The organism is Granulicella sp. WH15 (assembly GCF_009914315.1).
Taxonomy (GTDB): Bacteria; Acidobacteriota; Terriglobia; order Terriglobales; family Acidobacteriaceae; genus Edaphobacter.
In genome coordinates this window covers 330,503-347,600 of the sequence record NZ_CP042596.1, presented here as the reverse complement: position 1 = coordinate 347,600, position 17,098 = coordinate 330,503, and the positions used below count along the sequence as shown (strand labels likewise).

General features: G+C 64.4%; 14 protein-coding genes. 5 read left to right on the top strand and 9 right to left on the bottom strand.

The features are described 5' to 3' along the window. Window positions 1–11: 11 nt before the first annotated feature. From mpl to FTO74_RS01475, 8 genes are all read right to left on the bottom strand, one after another. Complete coding sequence (gene mpl, locus FTO74_RS01510; RefSeq protein WP_162536563.1) at window positions 12–1,433, bottom strand: UDP-N-acetylmuramate:L-alanyl-gamma-D-glutamyl-meso-diaminopimelate ligase; 1,422 nt, start codon at window positions 1,431–1,433, stop codon at window positions 12–14. A 21-nt stretch (window positions 1,434–1,454) separates the two neighbouring features. Next, window positions 1,455–2,393: an LD-carboxypeptidase gene (locus FTO74_RS01505; protein ID WP_255462441.1), complete on the bottom strand. Its 939-nt coding sequence runs from the start codon at window positions 2,391–2,393 to the stop codon at window positions 1,455–1,457. After that, on the bottom strand, window positions 2,390–3,193 hold the full coding sequence (dapF, locus tag FTO74_RS01500) for a diaminopimelate epimerase (protein WP_162536562.1): 804 nt from the start codon (window positions 3,191–3,193) through the stop codon (window positions 2,390–2,392). Before dapF ends, FTO74_RS01505 begins: the two co-directional genes overlap by 4 nt. Window positions 3,194–3,231: 38 nt before the next feature. Beyond that, the gene (locus tag FTO74_RS01495; RefSeq protein ID WP_162536561.1) at window positions 3,232–3,930 is read right to left on the bottom strand and encodes an MgtC/SapB family protein; all 699 of its coding nucleotides are present in this window, start codon (window positions 3,928–3,930) and stop codon (window positions 3,232–3,234) included. Window positions 3,931–4,107: 177 nt separating this feature from the next. Further along, window positions 4,108–5,799 carry a glycosyltransferase family 39 protein gene (locus tag FTO74_RS01490; protein ID WP_255462440.1) on the bottom strand — a complete coding sequence of 564 codons (1,692 nt, stop codon included), beginning with the start codon at window positions 5,797–5,799 and terminating at the stop codon, window positions 4,108–4,110. Further along, on the bottom strand, window positions 5,786–6,733 hold the full coding sequence (locus FTO74_RS01485) for a PfkB family carbohydrate kinase (RefSeq protein WP_162536560.1): 948 nt from the start codon (window positions 6,731–6,733) through the stop codon (window positions 5,786–5,788). Before FTO74_RS01485 ends, FTO74_RS01490 begins: the two co-directional genes overlap by 14 nt. A 57-nt stretch (window positions 6,734–6,790) precedes the next feature. After that, window positions 6,791–7,660, bottom strand: coding sequence for an S-methyl-5'-thioadenosine phosphorylase (gene mtnP, locus FTO74_RS01480; protein ID WP_162536559.1), 870 nt, complete (start codon window positions 7,658–7,660; stop codon window positions 6,791–6,793). A gap of 36 nt (window positions 7,661–7,696) precedes the next feature. Further along, the gene (locus FTO74_RS01475) at window positions 7,697–9,205 is read right to left on the bottom strand and encodes a hypothetical protein (RefSeq protein WP_162536558.1); all 1,509 of its coding nucleotides are present in this window, start codon (window positions 9,203–9,205) and stop codon (window positions 7,697–7,699) included. Between the two features lie 90 nt (window positions 9,206–9,295). Here FTO74_RS01475 and FTO74_RS01470 point away from each other — a divergent pair, with 90 nt between their 5' ends. The 5 genes from FTO74_RS01470 to FTO74_RS01450 all read left to right on the top strand — a co-directional run bounded on the left by FTO74_RS01470 (window position 9,296) and on the right by FTO74_RS01450 (window position 14,465). Next, entirely contained in the window at window positions 9,296–10,351 is a 1,056-nt protein-coding gene (locus FTO74_RS01470; protein ID WP_162536557.1) for a DUF3298 domain-containing protein, read from the top strand. Window positions 10,352–10,499: 148 nt separating this feature from the next. Further along, a complete protein-coding gene (locus tag FTO74_RS01465) occupies window positions 10,500–11,606 on the top strand; it encodes a folate-binding protein (protein WP_255462439.1) in 1,107 nt (368 codons plus the stop codon). 244 nt (window positions 11,607–11,850) lie between these two features. Further along, window positions 11,851–12,492 carry a DUF1844 domain-containing protein gene (locus FTO74_RS01460; RefSeq protein ID WP_162536556.1) on the top strand — a complete coding sequence of 214 codons (642 nt, stop codon included), beginning with the start codon at window positions 11,851–11,853 and terminating at the stop codon, window positions 12,490–12,492. 198 nt (window positions 12,493–12,690) lie between these two features. Next, window positions 12,691–13,509, top strand: coding sequence for an MBL fold metallo-hydrolase (locus tag FTO74_RS01455; protein ID WP_162536555.1), 819 nt, complete (start codon window positions 12,691–12,693; stop codon window positions 13,507–13,509). Beyond that, a complete protein-coding gene (locus FTO74_RS01450) occupies window positions 13,506–14,465 on the top strand; it encodes a bifunctional riboflavin kinase/FMN adenylyltransferase (RefSeq protein WP_345933887.1) in 960 nt (319 codons plus the stop codon). Before FTO74_RS01455 ends, FTO74_RS01450 begins: the two co-directional genes overlap by 4 nt. A gap of 58 nt (window positions 14,466–14,523) precedes the next feature. Here FTO74_RS01450 and FTO74_RS01445 read toward each other — a convergent pair whose 3' ends face one another. Next, window positions 14,524–16,953, bottom strand: coding sequence for a PBP1A family penicillin-binding protein (locus FTO74_RS01445; protein WP_162536554.1), 2,430 nt, complete (start codon window positions 16,951–16,953; stop codon window positions 14,524–14,526). Window positions 16,954–17,098 lie beyond the last annotated feature (145 nt).

Genomic DNA, 17,098 nt, shown 5'->3' with positions numbered 1-17,098 from the left:
CCCGTGTTGCTTTAGCGCGACTCCAGAGCCTCGGGTAGCAAGCGGTAGATCCCGCCGAAGCCGCCGTTGGAAAGAATCGCTACCACGTCTCCGCTCAGCAGCCGTGGCGCAATCGCCGCCACAATCGCCGCTGCATCCTCGTGCACCTCTGCGGGCGTTCCCTGCCCATGCAGCCGCGCAGCCACCGTCTCCGGCACCAGACGCTCCGCCTCTGGGATGTTGCCCGACTGGTAGACCGCCGCCAGCACCACCTCATCGGCCAGCGCCAGGCTCTCCACCAGCGCGTCCTCGAAGACGTTGCGCCGCAGCGTGTTCGAACGCGGCTCCAGCACCGCCCATAGGCGACGCCCCGGATAGGCACTTCGCAGCGCCCGCAGGGTCTCACGAATCGCCGTCGGATGATGCGCGAAGTCGTCGATCACGGTGATCCCGCCGACCTCCGCGCGAACCTCCAGACGCCGCTTCACGCTACGGAAGCTCGCGATGGCCTCGACGATGGCCGCCACCGGCACACCCTGCCCCGCCGCCAGAGCCGCAGCAGCCGTGGCATTCAGCGCGTTATGCTCGCCCGGCATCGGCAGCGTCATGCTGGCGAAGGGCTCTCCGGCGCGTGCGATCTCCCAGTGCGTTCCCGTTGCGTCGTGACGCATCCCGCTTACACGCCAGTGCGAGTCTACTGCGAATCCGTAACGCTCCACAGTGCAAAATGCTTTTGCAACACATTCAGTTACGTTTTCACTTCCGTCAAAAGCCACTAACCGCCCACGCCGCGGAATCAGGTTGACCAGCCGCTTGAACGCGGTCTTCACCGCGGGCAGATCCGCGTAGATATCGGCGTGATCGAACTCCACGTGCGTCAGGATGGCAGCGTCGGGAAAGTAGTGCAGGAACTTCGGCCCCTTGTCGAAGAAGGCCGTGTCGTACTCATCGCCCTCGATCAGAAACGGGTGCGTATCCCGCACCATGAAGCTCGTGCCGAAGTTCTCGGCCACGCCGCCGATCAGGAACGAAGGTGCCAGCTCAGGATTAGTACGCGAAGCAACTTCATAGATCCACGCCAGCATACTGGTCGTGGTGGTCTTGCCGTGCGTGCCCGCGACCACCAACGGCTCGCGGCCCAGCAGGAACTCATCGTGCAGGATCGCCGCCATGGAGCAGAACGGGATGCGCTGGTCCAGCACGTACTCCAGCTCGGCGTTGCCGCGAGAGATCGCGTTCCCCACCACCACCAGGTCCGGCCTTGGCTCAAGGTTAGCCTCGCGATACGGCTCGTACACCGGGATCTTCATGGCCGCGAGCTGCTCGCTCATCGGCGGGTAAGCGGCGTTGTCCGAGCCTGTGACCCGGTGCCCTACCGCCTGCAACATACCGGCCAGCGAGGCCATCGCCGTGCCGCAGATGCCAATCAGATGAATGTGTTTGCCGCCCTGCATCGCCGCTCCTATACCTAAACCCTAAACCGTAACCGCCGCCTCGAGAAACTCTACGCGCGGACCTGCGACGCTCTTGAGATCGAGCCGCGCCCGTATGCCCAGAGGCACCGTTACATTGCCCTCGCTTACGTGCCCACTCTTCAATCCAATCGCAATCGGCCCTTTGAAATCGCGGAGTGCATGCAGCAGAGCTGACTCCAGCAAGGCGTCCTCCTCGGGCGCGCAACACTGCCGCATATCACCGAAGACGATGCCACGCACCTCGTCCAGCACACCCGCATAGCGCAGATGCAGCAGCATCCGATCCCACTGGTAAGGCTTCGTTCCTACGTCCTCGAGGAAGAGGATGCTGTCCTTCATCACTGGCGCATACGGCGTGCCCAGAGCCTCGGCAAAGATCGAAAGGCACCCACCCGTGAACACACCTTCCGTCGTTCCAGGCCTTAACGCCCGCAAGCCCTGCTCACTTCCTAATGACCAGCTCTCTGCGCCGGCCAGAGCGTTCTGCCAGCTCGTCATCTCCGCGCCGTCCGGGCGAGAAAAGTCAGCCGCGACCATCGGACCATAAAAAGTAACCATTCCGGTTACCTGCTGCAACCATATATGTAACGAAGTATGGTCGCTGTAGCCGACGAAGGGTTTTGCGTGCGCTCGAATCAGCTCCGCATCGAGCAGGGGCAGCAGCTCCGCTGATCCCCAGCCGCCTCGAGTACACAGGATCGCGTCGATGGACGGGTCCGCGAACGCCGCGTGCAGGTCCGCCACACGCTGCTCCGCTGTGCCCGCATAGTAGAGCGGACCCCGCGCCAGCGCGCTGGGAAATAACACGGGGGCGTAGCCGAGTTCGCGGAGATGCTGCATCCCGGTCTCGACCAGCTCCGCCCGCGCGGCGCTGGCCGGGGAGACGACAGCAACGCGTGCCCCAGCCTTCAGCGCCTTTGGCTTCTTCAACTGGATCAAAGTCCCAGCACCTCGCCCGTGCAGATAATCTCTGCCGGCCCGGTCAGACGCATCGCCTCACCTCTTGCGGGCCACACCACCGACTGCGCACCACCCTCGGCCAGCGCCGTCAACTCCGGGTTGGCGTCGCGCAGAGCAATCGACGCCGCTGAAGAAGCGCAGGTGCCGGTGCCCGAAGAGGTCGTCGGCCCGCAGCCGCGCTCGAAGATGCGGAACTCGATCTCACTCGCCGACTTTACATGGACGAACTCCACATTGGTCCCGTGCGGGAAGAGCGGGCTGACGCTGATCTTCTCGCCCAGCGCCTGCCAACTGAGGCCGTGCGCGCTGAAGTCCGGCGTGTCCACGAAGAGAACGAAGTGAGGGTTGCCCACCTTGACCATGGCTCCCGGCACCTCGCCCACACCGTCCAGCACGATGGTCCGGGGCATCACGCGCGGCACACCCATGCCGCTCTCGATCAGGAACTCCTCGCCCTTGCGGCCAATCAACTTGCAGGTGCGCACGCCGCCGTGCGTGCCCAGCGCGACCTCGTTCAGTCCCTCGCTCTGCGCCAGCCACGCCGCCACGCAACGCGTGCCGTTGCCCGAAAGCTCGGCCTCGCTGCCGTCCGCGTTGAACAGACGCAGGAAGAACTCGCCGTTCGCGCGGCGTTCGATGAACTCGATTCCATCCGCGCCGATGCTGGTGTTACGCGCGCACAGCTTCCGCGTCAACGCAGCGTGCTTGCCCGCCGCCACGGTCTCTTCGAGGATCAGAAAATCATTGCCGCACGCATGTGCCTTTACAAAAGAAATCATTCGCTATCTCTGTCTTTCTTACTGCTCGCTATTTTTCTTTATTCCTGATCCGTATCTTCGAACACCATCACCGTATCGGCCGCGGCGCTCGCCTTCAGATCTGCCAGCAACTGTGCATGACGCAGATGATTCGCCGTCACGGTAAACACCACGCGGTCCAGTGTCGGAAGACTATCTCGTTCCATGATATTCAACCGGTAGCCAGCCTTGTCGAGCACCGCGAAGATTGCCGTGTACATCGCCGACTGCTCGCTGCCGCGCACCTCGTATATCAACGGAAACTGCTTCCACTTTGACCTGCCCTCGAGCATCCCGATCGCCATCAGAGCGACCAAGACGATCAGGGTGGCCAGCGCCGCCTCCATATAAAGCCCCGCGCCGCAGGCCATGCCGATGGCGGCCACCACGAAGACCGTCGCCGCGCTGGTAAGCCCCAGCACGCGGTTGCGCGTATGCAGGATGAGCCCCGCGCCCAGGAAGCCGATGCCCTGCACAATGTTCGAGGCGATGCGGCTCTTGTCCGGACTGTCGCCTACCATCGCCGCGGAGAGGATCGTGAACAGCGCGCAGCCCAGGCAGAGCAGCATGTTCGTCCGGAGGCCGGATGCCTTGTGCCGCCACTCCCGCTCCAGGCCGATAGCACCGCCGAGGGCGCAGGCTGTCAGCAGCCGCGAGACCGTGTCGGCGGAGAGGTGGAGCTGCTCGAGTTGGCTGAAGTGGATCGAGATAGGAGCCATCGTCCAGACGATGCTAGCGCACTTGGTGCCGTCCTCGGAGGTACTTAGTACGGTTCTCAGGTCGGAATGAAGATTCCTGCTGCCGACCAGCGGGAGGCCCTCGGAGGATCATCTCGCCCATACAGCCCCGAGAACCGCACGAAGTGCTGCCCGCCCGGCGTTAGGGCGCTTTTAGTCTTAAGGCCGAGCCACCGCCGCACCAAACTTATCCGAGCGGTAGAAGCGTGCGCAGCCCTGGCCCGACGTGCACAGAACCGTCAGCTCCGTAAGCCCCTCCGGGTGTGCCGCCACGGCCTTGGCCACCTCATCGTCGCCGATGGAGACGACGAACGCCGCGTGCTCGGCTGGCGCGCTCAACGCGCGCGACCAGCTATCCCAGTCGCTCTCGCCGACGGTCTGCTTCAACGGAATCCCTGCCGTCTGCAACGCGCCGATGTGGTTCGAGTTCTGGATCAGGATGGGCATCCCCGGCGTCAGGCCGTCGAGCTGCTTGGCGATCGAGGACTCGAAGGCCACGCGGGTGATCGAGTTCTGCTTGCCCTCCTGCAAGACCAGCGGCACGCGGTACATCATCGCAACCGAGTTCAAAACGATCAGCGCCAGAGCAATCTGCGGCATCAGCCGGGCGATCAGAGGTCTCGGCTCGGTCAGCTTGCTCTGCAGCCACTCCACCGCCACAAACGCGAAGACCGCCAGCGCCGGTAACAGCTCCATGCCATAGCGCGAGTTGTAGAACGAGTGCGGGTAGAGCTGCGGGATGAAGATGGGCACCGAACCGTAGGCGACCGAGTAGATGTAGAACGGCAGCGGCAGCCACAGCAACGTCGAGGCCAGCTCCAGCCGCTTGCGCAGCGTGCTCCACAGCCCGGTCAAAGCCGCCGCCATCAGCAGAAAGCCCGTCTCCCATGCGGCTGCGTCCACCTGCGCGGTGCGCGTGTAGAAGATGGTCGCCCAGCCGATGTTGTGCCAGCCGCGATAGTGCTGCGCGCCCGGCGGCGTGGTGCGTTTGTCGATGGCCACCGCCGAGTAAGGACCACGCATGAAGTCCAGCCAGTCGTGCTCGAAGTGCTGGTTGTACCAGAACCATAGCAACGGTCCTGCGATGGCCAGCACGGTGAGGATGGCGAAGGTGCTAGTTACCTTGACGCGCAGTGCCGGCCGTTTGAAGAGCTTATAAGCAAGGATGCACCAGACTGCCGCGCCCAGGATCCAGCCGTCGTAACGCGTCATCACCGCACAGAAGATCAGCAGGCCAATCCACACCAGCCTGCGCCTGACCAGCCGCTGCTGGCCCGCGTCGATGGCGGCGATGCACTCCATCGTCAGCAGCACCATCCAGATGAGCAGCGCGAGGAAGAGTGGCTCAGTCATCGCAGTGGTGGAGAGGTAGAGCAGGTTGGGGTTCAGGCCGTAGAACAGCGTGGCCGCGAAGGCCCAGCGCGGCGTCATCATGCGCCGCGTGAGGCGGTAGAAGCCCATGACGCCGAGGACGTAGAAGAGCAGAGAGGGCCACGCCCCCGCCATCCCGTTCTGCCACCACTCCATCTTGCCCACGAAGGGCGTCATGAGCAGGTGCGGCAACGGCAGCCACACGCCGCCCAGTTGGCCCAGCCCGGCGTTGCGCGAGTCCACTATGCGGCGCGCGATGCCGAGGTGCGAGACCGCGTCGCCGTAGAGAAGCAGATAGCCGTGCAGCACGCAGACCACCAGCGCGATGAACCCGACGGCCACCGCCCCGATGCCTACCGGCAGCGTCTCCTCGCGCGTTGCCGGACGCACGAGATTTGGATCGTAGGCCGGAATCTCCGTGCGGCGCATACGATCCGCACGCGTTACCCCGGTGCTCCGGCTTGGTCTAAGCCTGCTCATCGTCCTGCTCGAGATGCGACAACTGTACGAAGAGCTTGAAGCGGTCTTCGATCTCCGCACGAGTCAGGGTCTCGAGCCGCGTGGTGCTGAACTGCTCCACCGTGAACGAACCCATGACGCCGCCGTAGAAGAGTGCGCGGCGGAAGACTGCGGGAGTCAGCTTGGGCTGCGAGGCGATGTAGCCGTAGAAGCCTCCGGCGAACGAATCGCCCGCGCCGGTGGGGTCAACAACCTCGGCCAGCGGCAGTGCCGGAGCGCGGAAGGGACCGCTCTGCTCGAAGCCGGGGAACGCGCCGCCACGGAAGAAGGACGTGGCTCCGAACTCACCGTGCTTGATGATGACCGCCTTCGGACCCAGCGCCATCACCTTCTCGGCCGCGAGCACCATGTTGCGCTCGCCCGAGAGCATCTTCGCCTCGCCGTCGTTGATGAGCAGCACGTCGAGATCCTTCAGCATCTTCTCCAGGTTCTCGCGGAAGTGGCCGATCCACAGGTTCATCGTGTCGCCGCAGACCAGCTTCACATCGGGCATCTGGCTGCGCACCAGCGCCTGCAACACGGGGTCGATATTGCCCAGGAAGAGGTACTCGCTATCCTGATAAACCGCCGGAATCTTCGGCTGGAAGTCAGCGAAGACGTTCAGGTCGGTCTTGAGGGTCTTGGCTTCGCTGAGGTTCTCCTTGTACTCGCCGGTCCAGTGGAAGGTGAGGCCAGGGGCGCGCTCGATGCCGCGTGTATCAATGCCGCGACGGGTCATCACGGCCTCATGCTCGGGCAAAAAGTCCTCGCCCACCACGCCAATCACCCGTACGTTGGTAAAGAAGCTCGCGGCCAGCGCGAAGTATGTCGACGATCCGCCCAACACCTTCTCGACCTTGCCGCTCGGCGTCTCGATGCTGTCGAACGCCACCGACCCAACTACCAGAATTGCCATGAATCTCCTTCGAAATCTCTATTTGTAACTGATATTGATCACAGTAATACCGAGGGACTAGGACGCCGGAAGATACTTGTCCAGCAGCAGAGCCAGCTTGGTCCGGGTGCTCTGCGGAATAGCCTTCGGATCGGTCAGGATCGCGTACTTCAGCACGTCGGAGTAGGGGCTGGGCTGGTCGATAGGCAGAGCAGCAACGGCAGCGCGGACGACCTTGGCCGCGTTCTCCGCATTCTGGTGCAGCACCGCGACTACCTGCTCGATGGTCACATCGTCGTGGCCCTCGCGCCAGCAGTCGTAGTCGGTCACCATGGCCAGCGTGGCGTAGCTCATCTCGGCCTCGCGGGCCAGCTTCGCCTCCTGCAGGTTGGTCATGCCGATCACGTCCGTGCCCCAGCTCCGGTACAGGTTCGACTCGGCGCGCGTGGAGAACTGCGGACCTTCTATACACACGTAGGTGCCGCCGCGCTTGCCCACGACGCCCACCTGCTTGCAGGCCTCTTCAAAGGCCGAGGCGACCACCTTGCACACCGGGTCACCGAAGCCCACATGGGCCACGATACCGTCGCCGAAGAACGTGCTCGTCCGCGCATAAGTCCGGTCGATGAACTGGTCGGGGATCACAAAGTCCGTAGGCTTGTGCTCTTCCTTGAGCGACCCGACGGCCGAGGCGGAGAGGATGTACTCGACGCCCAGCATCTTCATCCCGTAGATGTTGGCGCGGAAGTTCAGCTCGCTCGGCGAGACCTTATGCCCGCGTCCGTGGCGCGAGAGAAAGGCCACCGGGCGGCCATCCAGCTCGCCCACCATGTACGCATCCGACGGCTTGCCGAACGGCGTTTCGATGAACTGTTCCTTCAAACCCGAAAGCCCCGGCATCGAGTACAGCCCGCTGCCGCCGATAATCCCAATCGTAACCTTCTGCACTGAAACCCCTCTTCGCTTGCTCTAAAAAGCGCGTTGCTACTGCCCCAAAGTATATCGTCTCAACGTCCCGGCCTTGACCGTGCCCATCTCGGCGAACGTCCGTACGGCGCCAAGTGACAGCTCGTGACCAGACGCCATCTGCACCTTGCCCGTTCCCTGCACCGCCAGCACGCCGGCACGCAGCTTCCGCGCCAGCGCCAGGGGAAATCCCTCGGCCATAAAGACGCCGGAGTCATCGACCGAGATGAGCACGTCGCCCTCGCTGGTGGTGTATACCTGCTCCGTATCGCCCAGTTCGTCCTTCTCTCGCCGCACCAGCCCTTCATACTTGCGCGGCAGCTCCGACTCGTACACCCGCGCGAACGAACGCGCCGAGTCGCGGTTCTTCCAGCGCGAGTAGTACAGCAGCCCCAGCGATCCGGTCGTCTGCTTCTCCGCCGCCGTAGCCGACTTCTTCTGCGCCGCGTAGTACACGCCGCCCGCCCACATGGGGGCCAGTGCCGAGGCCATCTGGCGGCCTCCGAACAGCTCCGTCATGATCTGTACATCCAGCTCGCCCATCACGCCCAGGTCGTAGGCGTCGTAGTCGGCGTCGAGCAGCGGGTGCACGTCCGGAAAGGCCAGCACCGGCACGGGCGCGTGCTCCATCCACGCCGCCGGGTGCATGATCTCGAAGCTCGAGTTCGGCGGATTGTCGAGCACGCCCGCAAACGCCGCCTGCGGGCCGCGCTTCACCAGCACCGCCTGCTCAAAACCCAGGCCGTCGCTGTAAGGAAAGAGCAGCGAACGCTGCAACAACAGCGGCGCGCGCGACATCATCGGCGAAGAGCCGGGGTCCGCCGTCGCCTGCCGCAGCCGGTCCGCGATCTCGGGCGAGTTCTGCACCGTCTTGCCCGAGCCCTTGAGCGTGTAGTCGACGAAGACCACCATCGCCTGGCCCTCGGTGACGGCCTCGCGTGCGGTCTCCAGCTCGTCTACTTGAATATGATGGGTATCGTCATGCGCGTTGTGCGAGACGCCCGTGATTCCAGAGCTTCCCCACTTTTCGAGGTTCACCTTCTGGTCCTGCAACGCGTGCGTCAGCTCGTGGGCCAGCGTGGGCTTCTGCTCCTCGGCGTCGATCGAGTCCACCAGGTTCACCATCTTGGTCTTCTCGTCGTAGAAGGCGGCGATCTGCTCGGTCAGCAGGCTCAGCATGAAGGGGCGAAGGTGGAAGTCGCGATCCAGCAGGCCGAACTTCTTCAGCACGATCTCGGCGCGTTCGAGCCGACGGGCGCTCTCGTCCTCGTCGAACTTCTTGGTGAGGTACTTGTTGACCTCGGCCCGCGAGACCAGCGTGCGCTTGACGCTGTGCAGCACGGGCAGTTTCGAGTCCTCGCTGGCAAACTGCATGATGCCGTCGACGGACTGGAAGAGTTCCTTGGCCTGCTCCTTCGTCATGGGCTTGTCAGGCTTCTCCTGCGCTCCCAGAGCCGCCGTCCCCAAAGTCAGGACAGCCGCCAACGCCCATCCCCCGCCGCGCACCAACACGTCACCAGACCTCAAATGCACTCCTCCCGCACTCCGCAAGCCGCTATCTTCCAGTGTACGCAGAGATGCCGGCGGCGTGGGCGGGAGCCGGGTAGACTGTTTCGCATGAGGCTTTCGGCTCGCTTCGTCGTGATGATCCTTGCGGTCTTGTCGGCTGCTCCGGCGGTCGCCGCCGGCTTTGACTGCGCCAAGGCAACCACCCCGCGCGAAAAGACCGTCTGCGCCGACCCGGAGCTGTCGAAGCTGGATGAGGATGTCGCCGCAGCTTACAAGGCTCTACGCAGCCAGCTCTCCCCGGCGAGCGCGGCCAGGGTACAGCAGGACCAGCGGGCGTGGCTCCGCTGGCTGGATGCAAGCTGCCCCGACCTGAAGGATAAGGAGCGGCCCATCGGCGGCTGCCTCGGGAACGCGTATCCACGACAGCTCCAGATGCTGCAAAAACAGCCGCAGCGCGTGGGCGGGATGACGTTCTTCCCCCGACTCCGCATGGCGATCGCGCCGAATACCCAGACGCCCGCGCCCGGCTCGTTCTACCCAAGCTTCGGCGTCGGCCGCTTCAGTTGGCCGGAGATCGACCAGCCGACACCCGAGCAAGCTGCATGGAACGCGGCCGTGCGGTCAGAGGCCGTAAGGCTGGGTTCGGGCACGAGGCCCAGGCAGCGAACGCCCTCCGACTTCCGCACGGCGTTCGTAGCCGACTCCGAAGTGGACGTCGGCTACGTCCTCAAGGCCGCCAACGAGAGCTTGATCTCCGTCGTGATGGGCAAGAGCATCTACGAGTACGGCGCGGCCCATCCGAACGAGGACGTGATTCCAGTTCAGTGGTGGCTACGCCTGAAGCGCCCGTTGAAGGGCGACGATATCTTCAAGACGGGCAGCGGCTGGGAGCAGTTCCTCGGCAAACGCTGCTACGAAGTTCTGAAATCGGGTGAGCAAGCGCAGTATCTATACGACGACAAAACGGTCCGCGAGGCCACGATGAGTTCGGTGAAGCAGATGAACAACTGGACGCTCGACGCACAAGGCTTCCAGGTGAACTTTCCCGAGTATGGGGTAGCGCCGCGCGTGGTGGGTGAGGTCTCGGCCAGAATCAGGTGGGAGGAGCTGAAGCCCTACCTCGCTCCCGGCTTCCGACCTGCCGACCTTCCTCAACCCAGATGAGCATCCCCTAAAGAGCAAAGACGAAAGACAAGAGCAAACGAGGATAAGAGGGATAAAAAGGATAAGAGCGGATCTTTTAAGCCCTTTTTATTTAAAACCTTTTTTTATTGTTCTTGCCTTTCATCCTTCTTATCCCTCTTATCCTCGTTTGCTCTTGTTCTTTGCCCGCACCGCTACCGCTCTGGCACAGCCTGTCCCGATGGTGGATACTCCCTACAGCGGTCCTTTCGCTCCCGCACGGCATCTAACCCTCATGATCCCGAACCCAAATCCGGAGTCGTCCCTGAAGGGCCTTCTTACCCGAGCCGCCGTGGCTCGCCTCGACAGCCCCGGCTGGCTCCGCGTCACCGGCGCAGACCGCGTGCGCTGGCTCAACGGCATGGTCACCAACTCCATCCAGGCGCTCGCCCCCGGACAGGGCTGCTACAACTTCTTCCTCAACGCGCAGGGCCGCATCCAGGCCGATGCCACCGCCTTTCTGCTCGAGGACTCCATCCTGCTCGAGACCGACCGCCACCGCGTAGGCGCGCTGGTGGTTCTGCTCGACCACTTCATCATCATGGACGACGTGGAGCTTGCCCCAATCGGCCAGCCCGGCGACCCCACCGGCGAGCGCCACGGCATCCTCATCGCCGGACCTAACTCCGCCTCCGTCCTTGCCCATCTGGGCCTGCCGGTCGAGACCCTCGGGTCTCTCGAACGCCGCCTCGCCACCTGGCAGGACTCTCCCATTGAGTTGATTCACGCCCACAGCCCGCTGGTGCCGCGCTACGAGCTGTGGCTTAACTCCGAGACCGGAGCCGCCAGCCTGACCGCCGCTCTGCTGGCCACAGGAGCCTGCAAAGCCAGCTCCGCCGACGTCGAGCAGCTCCGCATCCTCGAGGGAACGCCGCTCTACGGCACCGACATCCGCGACAAGGAGCTGCCGCAGGAGACCGACCAGACCCGCGCCCTGCACTTTGCCAAGGGCTGCTACCTGGGGCAGGAGATCGTCGAGCGCATCCGCTCACGCGGCAACGTCCACCGTACTTTTTCAGGTTTTAAGCTCACCGGGGAGCTGCCACCGGCCGGAGCCGCGCTTACGTCGGAGGAAAAGCCGGTCGGCGAACTGACCAGCGTGGCCCGCATCAATCTCCCCAGCGGCCCCATCCAACTGGCGCTGGGGTACATCCGCCGCGAGGCGCTGGACCGTGCGACCCCGATCCAATACCCCGGCGGCACGGCCACTCCGATGCAGCTTCCCTTCCCGATTTGATCTCCCCAGGCTGGGATTACACAAAAGGGTCCTCATCCGGCGCCGTTACCGGCAATAATGGGTACAGGCGCAAACATATGAGGCCAATAGTCCGATGGCTGACGCGGGGTTCTTATACGGCCCCAAGTCTATCTTTTTGAAAGATTTGCCCAAACAACATGGGGTGCGGAAGCAAGACTCTCCCACCTGACGAGTCCGTTCCCTGCTCCGCTGCATCGAACCTGAGAGAATCGAGTCAAAGACTATGTCCGAACAGAACAAGCCCTTCGTCATCACCGACCGCCGCCGCTTCAACGCTGAGGGCGAGTCCCGCCCGGACGCCGATCCGTCGCCTGCGCGTGAGCCTGAGACCCCGCAGCCGACGCCCATCGCCGTCATGCCCGATCCCAAGGCCGAGGAGGCCGTCTCCGAGCCGCTCGAAGCAGCCGATCAGGAAGACTCCGCCCTGCCGCCGCCTACGGCCGAGCAGCTCGCGCAGGCCCGCGCCGCCTACCACGCCACCGCCGAGCGCCTCGATATCGCCATCCGCTCCGCCAACCCCGGCATGGACCACCCGCCCGCGATGACCTTCGACCAGCTCGTCCAGTCCGTCTACATGCAGTCGATCCTGCAACTGGGCGGCGGGGCCAAAGAGGGCCAGCAGCCCCAGGTCGATATCCTCGGCGCGCGCCAGAGCATCGACATGCTCGGCGTGCTGGCCGAAAAGACCGCCGGAAATCTCTCGCCCGAGGAGCAGCGCCTGCTGGACTCCGCCCTCTTCGAGTTGCAGATCGCCTTCCTCGAGATCACCCAGGCGCTCGCGCGCTCGGCCCAAGCTCGGCAGCCGGGTGCTCCCGGATCTGGTCCAGGCGGTCCGAGACCCACCGGGCCTTCTATCGTTCGCTAAAAACTGTCCTGCCGGACGGGCCTCCTGCCCGGAGGGCGGTCACTTCGTGACTTGCATACCTTGTCCCGGCAGGATCAACAGCATTGGACCTCCCGCTGGTCGGAATGGAATCAATAAGGATGCTCGCTCCCGACCAGCGGGAGAACTTCAGAAGGTTATTTACCCATACCGCCCCTAAGACGGCACGAAGTGCAAAAGATGCAGGCTACCCTTACCTTTCTCGGCACCGGCACCTCCATGGGCGTGCCCACGCTCGGCTGCGACTGCGCCGTCTGCACCTCGGCCACCGCGCCCGACGGCGACCACCGCAACCGCCGCACCCGGCCGTCCATCCGGCTGGACTACAACGGCCGCACCGTCCTCGTCGACACCGGCCCCGACTTCCACGCGCAGGCCGTCCGCGAGCGCATCAACCGTGCCGACGCCGTCCTCTACACTCACCCCCACGCCGACCACATCCTCGGCATGGATGACCTGCGCCCGCTCAGCTTCCGCACCCCGGAGCCGCTGCCGCTCTACGCCGACGAGCCCACCGCCGCCACGCTAGAGTCCGTCTTCCACTACACCTTCGACAACCGGGCCCGCTACCCCACCAGCGCCCGCGTCGTGCTGCACCGCCTGGCGGAAGAGCCCGGCTCCGGCCCGACGCTCTTCGGCGCGCACTTCCAGCGCATCCCCGTCATTCATGGACGCCAGCGGATCACCGGCTACCGCTTCGGTTCCGCCGCCTACCTGACCGACATGAGCGACCTGCCGCCGGAGAGCCTGGAGCTGCTCCAGGGACTCGACCTGCTCATCCTCGACGCGCTACGCAAAGAACCCCACCCCAGCCACTCGCACCTGCAGAAGTCCATCGACTACGTGACTCTGCTGAAGCCGCGACGCGCCTTCTTCACCCACATGGGCCACGAGCTGGACCACGCCGCCACGGATGCGGAGTTGCCGCCGCACATCCGGCTCGCCTACGACGGCCTGCAACTGAGCTTCGACATAGCACCCGATGTAACCCCTGAATGACCATGCAGATCTTCCGTTCTCTCTCAGAACTTACCCCTGACTTCGGCTCCGTCGTCGCCACCATCGGCAACTTCGACGGCGTACACTGCGGCCACCGCTGGGTCATCGACCAGGTAACCGCCCGCGCCCGCTCGCTCGGCCTGCGCTCGCTCGCGCTCACTTTCGATCCGCACCCGGTCCGCGTGCTGCGCCCCGAGGCTCCGCACTCAGTCATCACGCCGCTGGCCCAGAAGCTCGATCTGCTGGCCTCGACCGGCCTCGACGCCACGCTCGTCCTGCCCTTTACGCTGGAGCTATCCCGCACCTCGGCCCGCGACTTCGCCGGGCAGATCCTGGCCCGCGCCCTCCGCGCCGTGGAGGTCCACGAGGGCGAGAACTTCCGCTTCGGCTTCGGCGCTGCCGCCGGAATCGACGGGCTGACCGAGCTGGGCCGCGAGTTCGGCTTCGCGGTGCAGTGCTACTCGCCGCACCTTCTGCGGCGCGAGCCGGTCTCTTCGAGCCGCATCCGTAAGCTCATCGGCGCAGGAGATGTCAGCGGGGCGAGGGCGCTGCTGGGTCGTCCCTTTGCAGTCCGCAGCACGCCCGCCTCTGGACGCGGCTACGGCACGCGCTACACCGTCCCCACCATTAATCTCGCTCCCTATCCGGAGCTGCTGCCCGCCAACGGCGTCTACATCACCGAGCTGAACGTTGCAGGTGAAGCCTTTGAGGCCGTCACCAACGTCGGCAACCGCCCCACCTTTGGGGCCGACTCCTTTACGGTCGAGTCGCACCTGCTCAACTTCCACCCCATCGAGCTGGCCGAGGATACACCGCTTGAGCTGAGCTTCTTGCACCGGCTCCGCGAAGAGAAGCGGTGGCCCACGCCGGAGGCTCTGCGGGAGCAGATCGGGCATGATGTTCGGCGGGCTAAGAGGTTCTTTGCCTTGCGGGCTCTAAAAACAAAAACGCCCTAACGCCGGGCGGGCGGCACTTCGTGCGGTATTGGACGCTGCGCGTGTTTTGCCAGACCCTCTACGCCGGAGGAGGATGCGCAACACCCGTCCGCTCCGGCGTCTCCACCGCTGGCTTACTTCCCGTCGGAGCCGTCGGAACCCCATTCACCGTCGGAGCCGTCGGCACCACCACCTGCCCGCCCGGCGCGGTCTCATCCTGCTCGTTCAGGCTCGGCGTGTCCCCCTGCCCAGCCGGAGTCACCGGCACGGCGAGAACCTTCTTCGGAGCGCCGTCCTTGGGGAAGTACTCGTCCGGCCTATCCGCGATGGCGGCCTTCATGAACTCCATCCACATCGGCAGCGCCGCCTTCGCGCCCTGCTCACCCTTGCCCAAAGAGGTCCGGTCGTCGAAGCCGATCCACGTTCCGCAGGTCACCGACGGCGAGAACCCGATGAACCACGCGTCGGTAAAGTCGTTGGTCGTGCCCGTCTTGCCGCCGAAGGGATGCCCCAGAGAAGACGCCGCCGCGCCCGTGCCGTACTGCACCACCGCCTTCAGCAGCACCATCATCGACCGGGCCGTCTCCACCGAGATCACCTCCGTCACCTCGGGCTTCTTCTCGTCCAGCGGAATGCCGTCCGCCTGCGTCACCTTGCGGATGTAGTGCGGCGCGATGCGCAGCCCGTCGTTGGGAAAGACCGTGTAGGCCCCCACCTGTTCGGCCAGAGTGATATCCGCCGAGCCGATAGCTACCGGCAGGAACATGGGCATCTTGCTGGTGATGCCGAAGCGATGTGCCACTTCGATCACCTTGCGGATGCCCACGCGGTCCGCCAGCCGCAGCGCCGGGATGTTGCGCGACTGGGCAAAGGCGTCGGCCAGCGTCATCGAACCCGCATAGTTGTGCTCGTAGTTGCGCGGCGTGTACGGCCCGCTGGGCGTGGAGAAGGTCGTCGGCGCGTCTACGATGGGGTCCATCGGCTTGGCTCCCGCCTCGATGGCCGCCGTGTACACGTACGGCTTGAACGACGAGCCGACCTGCCGCTGCGCCTGGGTGGCGCGGTTGAACTGCGAGAGCGCGTAGTCGCGCCCGCCCACCATCGCCATCACCTCGCCGCTGGAGTTGTCGATGGCCATCATGGAGCCCTGCGCGCCGGAGTCCTGTTGCAGCGAGGCCTTGGCAACGCCGTCTTTGTCGCCCAGATGCTCGATCCGGATGTACACCAGGTCGCCCACGCGCACCAGCTTGCGGCCGTCGTACTGCTGAGCCCAGGCCCAATCGTCGCCCGCGATGGTGGCGGTCTGAGTACCGAAGCGCACCGTCATCTGCCGTACCGCAATCTGCGTCACCATGGCGTGGATGTAGTCGCCCGCGGCCACGGTCTGGGTCCAGTCCGGGTGCTGGTAGGCCACCGGGTCGAGGCCCGCGTCGATCACGTTCTGGAGACGCCCCTTCCAGCCGTGACGGCGCTCGTAGGCCGCTACCCCGTTCAGCACGGCATGGTTGGCAACCTGCTGCAGGTCCAGGTCGAGCGTGGTGTAGACCTTCAACCCCGCGCCATGCACCTCCTCGACTCCGTACTCCTTCTCGAGCTGACGCCGGACCTCCTCCACAAAATAGGGTGCGAGGCTGTTCGGAGGGGTCTGGATGTTCAGGCCCAAGGGGGCATCTCTGGCTGCATCGGCTTGTGCCTGAGTGATCTTGTGGTCTTCCAGCATCTCGCTCAGAACCAGGTTGCGGCGGCGCAGGGCGCGGTCCGGGTACTTGATGGGCGAGTAGGCCTCCGGCCCCTTGGGCAGCGCCGCCAGCAGCGCGCACTCTGGCAGGGTCAGGTCTTTGACGTGCTTGGAAAAGTAGAACTCAGCCCCGGCCTCGAACCCGTAGGTGCCGTGGCCAAGGTAGATCTGGTTCGCATAGAGGGAAAATATCTGCTGCTTGGTGAAGCGGCGCTCGATCTGGAGCGAGAGGAAGATCTCCTGCAACTTGCGCCCGAAGGTCTTCTGCGAAGAGAGGAAGAGGTTGCGCGTGAGCTGCATGGTCAGGGTGGACGCGCCCTGCGCCCGGCCCTTGGACTGGATATCGGTGTAGGCCGCCGCCAGCGTGCGCAGCGGGTTGACGCCCCAGTTCGACTCGAAGCTCTTGTCTTCGATGGAGAGGATGGCCTCGCGCAGATTGACCGGCAGGTCGGAGTACGGCACCACCACGCGGCGCTCCTGGGCGAACGAGCCGATCAGACGGCCGTGGATGTCGAGCAGGTCGGTGGTGGTATTGGGACGGTAGCGCTCCAGCTCGTCCATCTGCGGCAGGTCGATGGAGTAGATAAGCGTGAGGCCGGAGAGTGCTCCAAAGACGGCGGAGAGACCGAGCAGCGTGATGAAGGTTGAACGAATGGCCTTCCTGCGGGTGGAGAAGTCCGGCCCGCGCAGAGTTACCCGGTCGAGGAACTGCTTCCACCGCTGCTGGGCAGAGAGCTTTGTCGGCAGCTCGTCAGTGTAAAGACTCTTCACAGCCCCTATCGTACCGGGGCCACCTGTTGGTTGGCGGAGATAATGTTTTATTTCCGACCAACGGGAGGACCACGCGAAACAGTAAAAAGGCGTGCAAACGCCCGCCCGCCGCTCAGGAGGCTCGTCCGGCAGGACGTCTATCACC

What these genes read in the sequence shown, in the direction of transcription:
- mpl (WP_162536563.1), bottom strand. Translation starts at nt 1,433, where the DNA reads ATGCAGGGCGGCAAACACATTCATCTGATTGGCATCTGCGGCACGGCG.
- dapF (WP_162536562.1), bottom strand. Translation starts at nt 3,193, where the DNA reads ATGATTTCTTTTGTAAAGGCACATGCGTGCGGCAATGATTTTCTGATC.
- FTO74_RS01495 (WP_162536561.1), bottom strand. Translation starts at nt 3,930, where the DNA reads ATGGCTCCTATCTCGATCCACTTCAGCCAACTCGAGCAGCTCCACCTC.
- FTO74_RS01490 (WP_255462440.1), bottom strand. Translation starts at nt 5,799, where the DNA reads ATGAGCAGGCTTAGACCAAGCCGGAGCACCGGGGTAACGCGTGCGGAT.
- FTO74_RS01485 (WP_162536560.1), bottom strand. Translation starts at nt 6,733, where the DNA reads ATGGCAATTCTGGTAGTTGGGTCGGTGGCGTTCGACAGCATCGAGACG.
- FTO74_RS01470 (WP_162536557.1), top strand. Translation starts at nt 9,296, where the DNA reads ATGAGGCTTTCGGCTCGCTTCGTCGTGATGATCCTTGCGGTCTTGTCG.
- FTO74_RS01460 (WP_162536556.1), top strand. Translation starts at nt 11,851, where the DNA reads ATGTCCGAACAGAACAAGCCCTTCGTCATCACCGACCGCCGCCGCTTC.
- FTO74_RS01455 (WP_162536555.1), top strand. Translation starts at nt 12,691, where the DNA reads ATGCAGGCTACCCTTACCTTTCTCGGCACCGGCACCTCCATGGGCGTG.
- FTO74_RS01450 (WP_345933887.1), top strand. Translation starts at nt 13,506, where the DNA reads ATGACCATGCAGATCTTCCGTTCTCTCTCAGAACTTACCCCTGACTTC.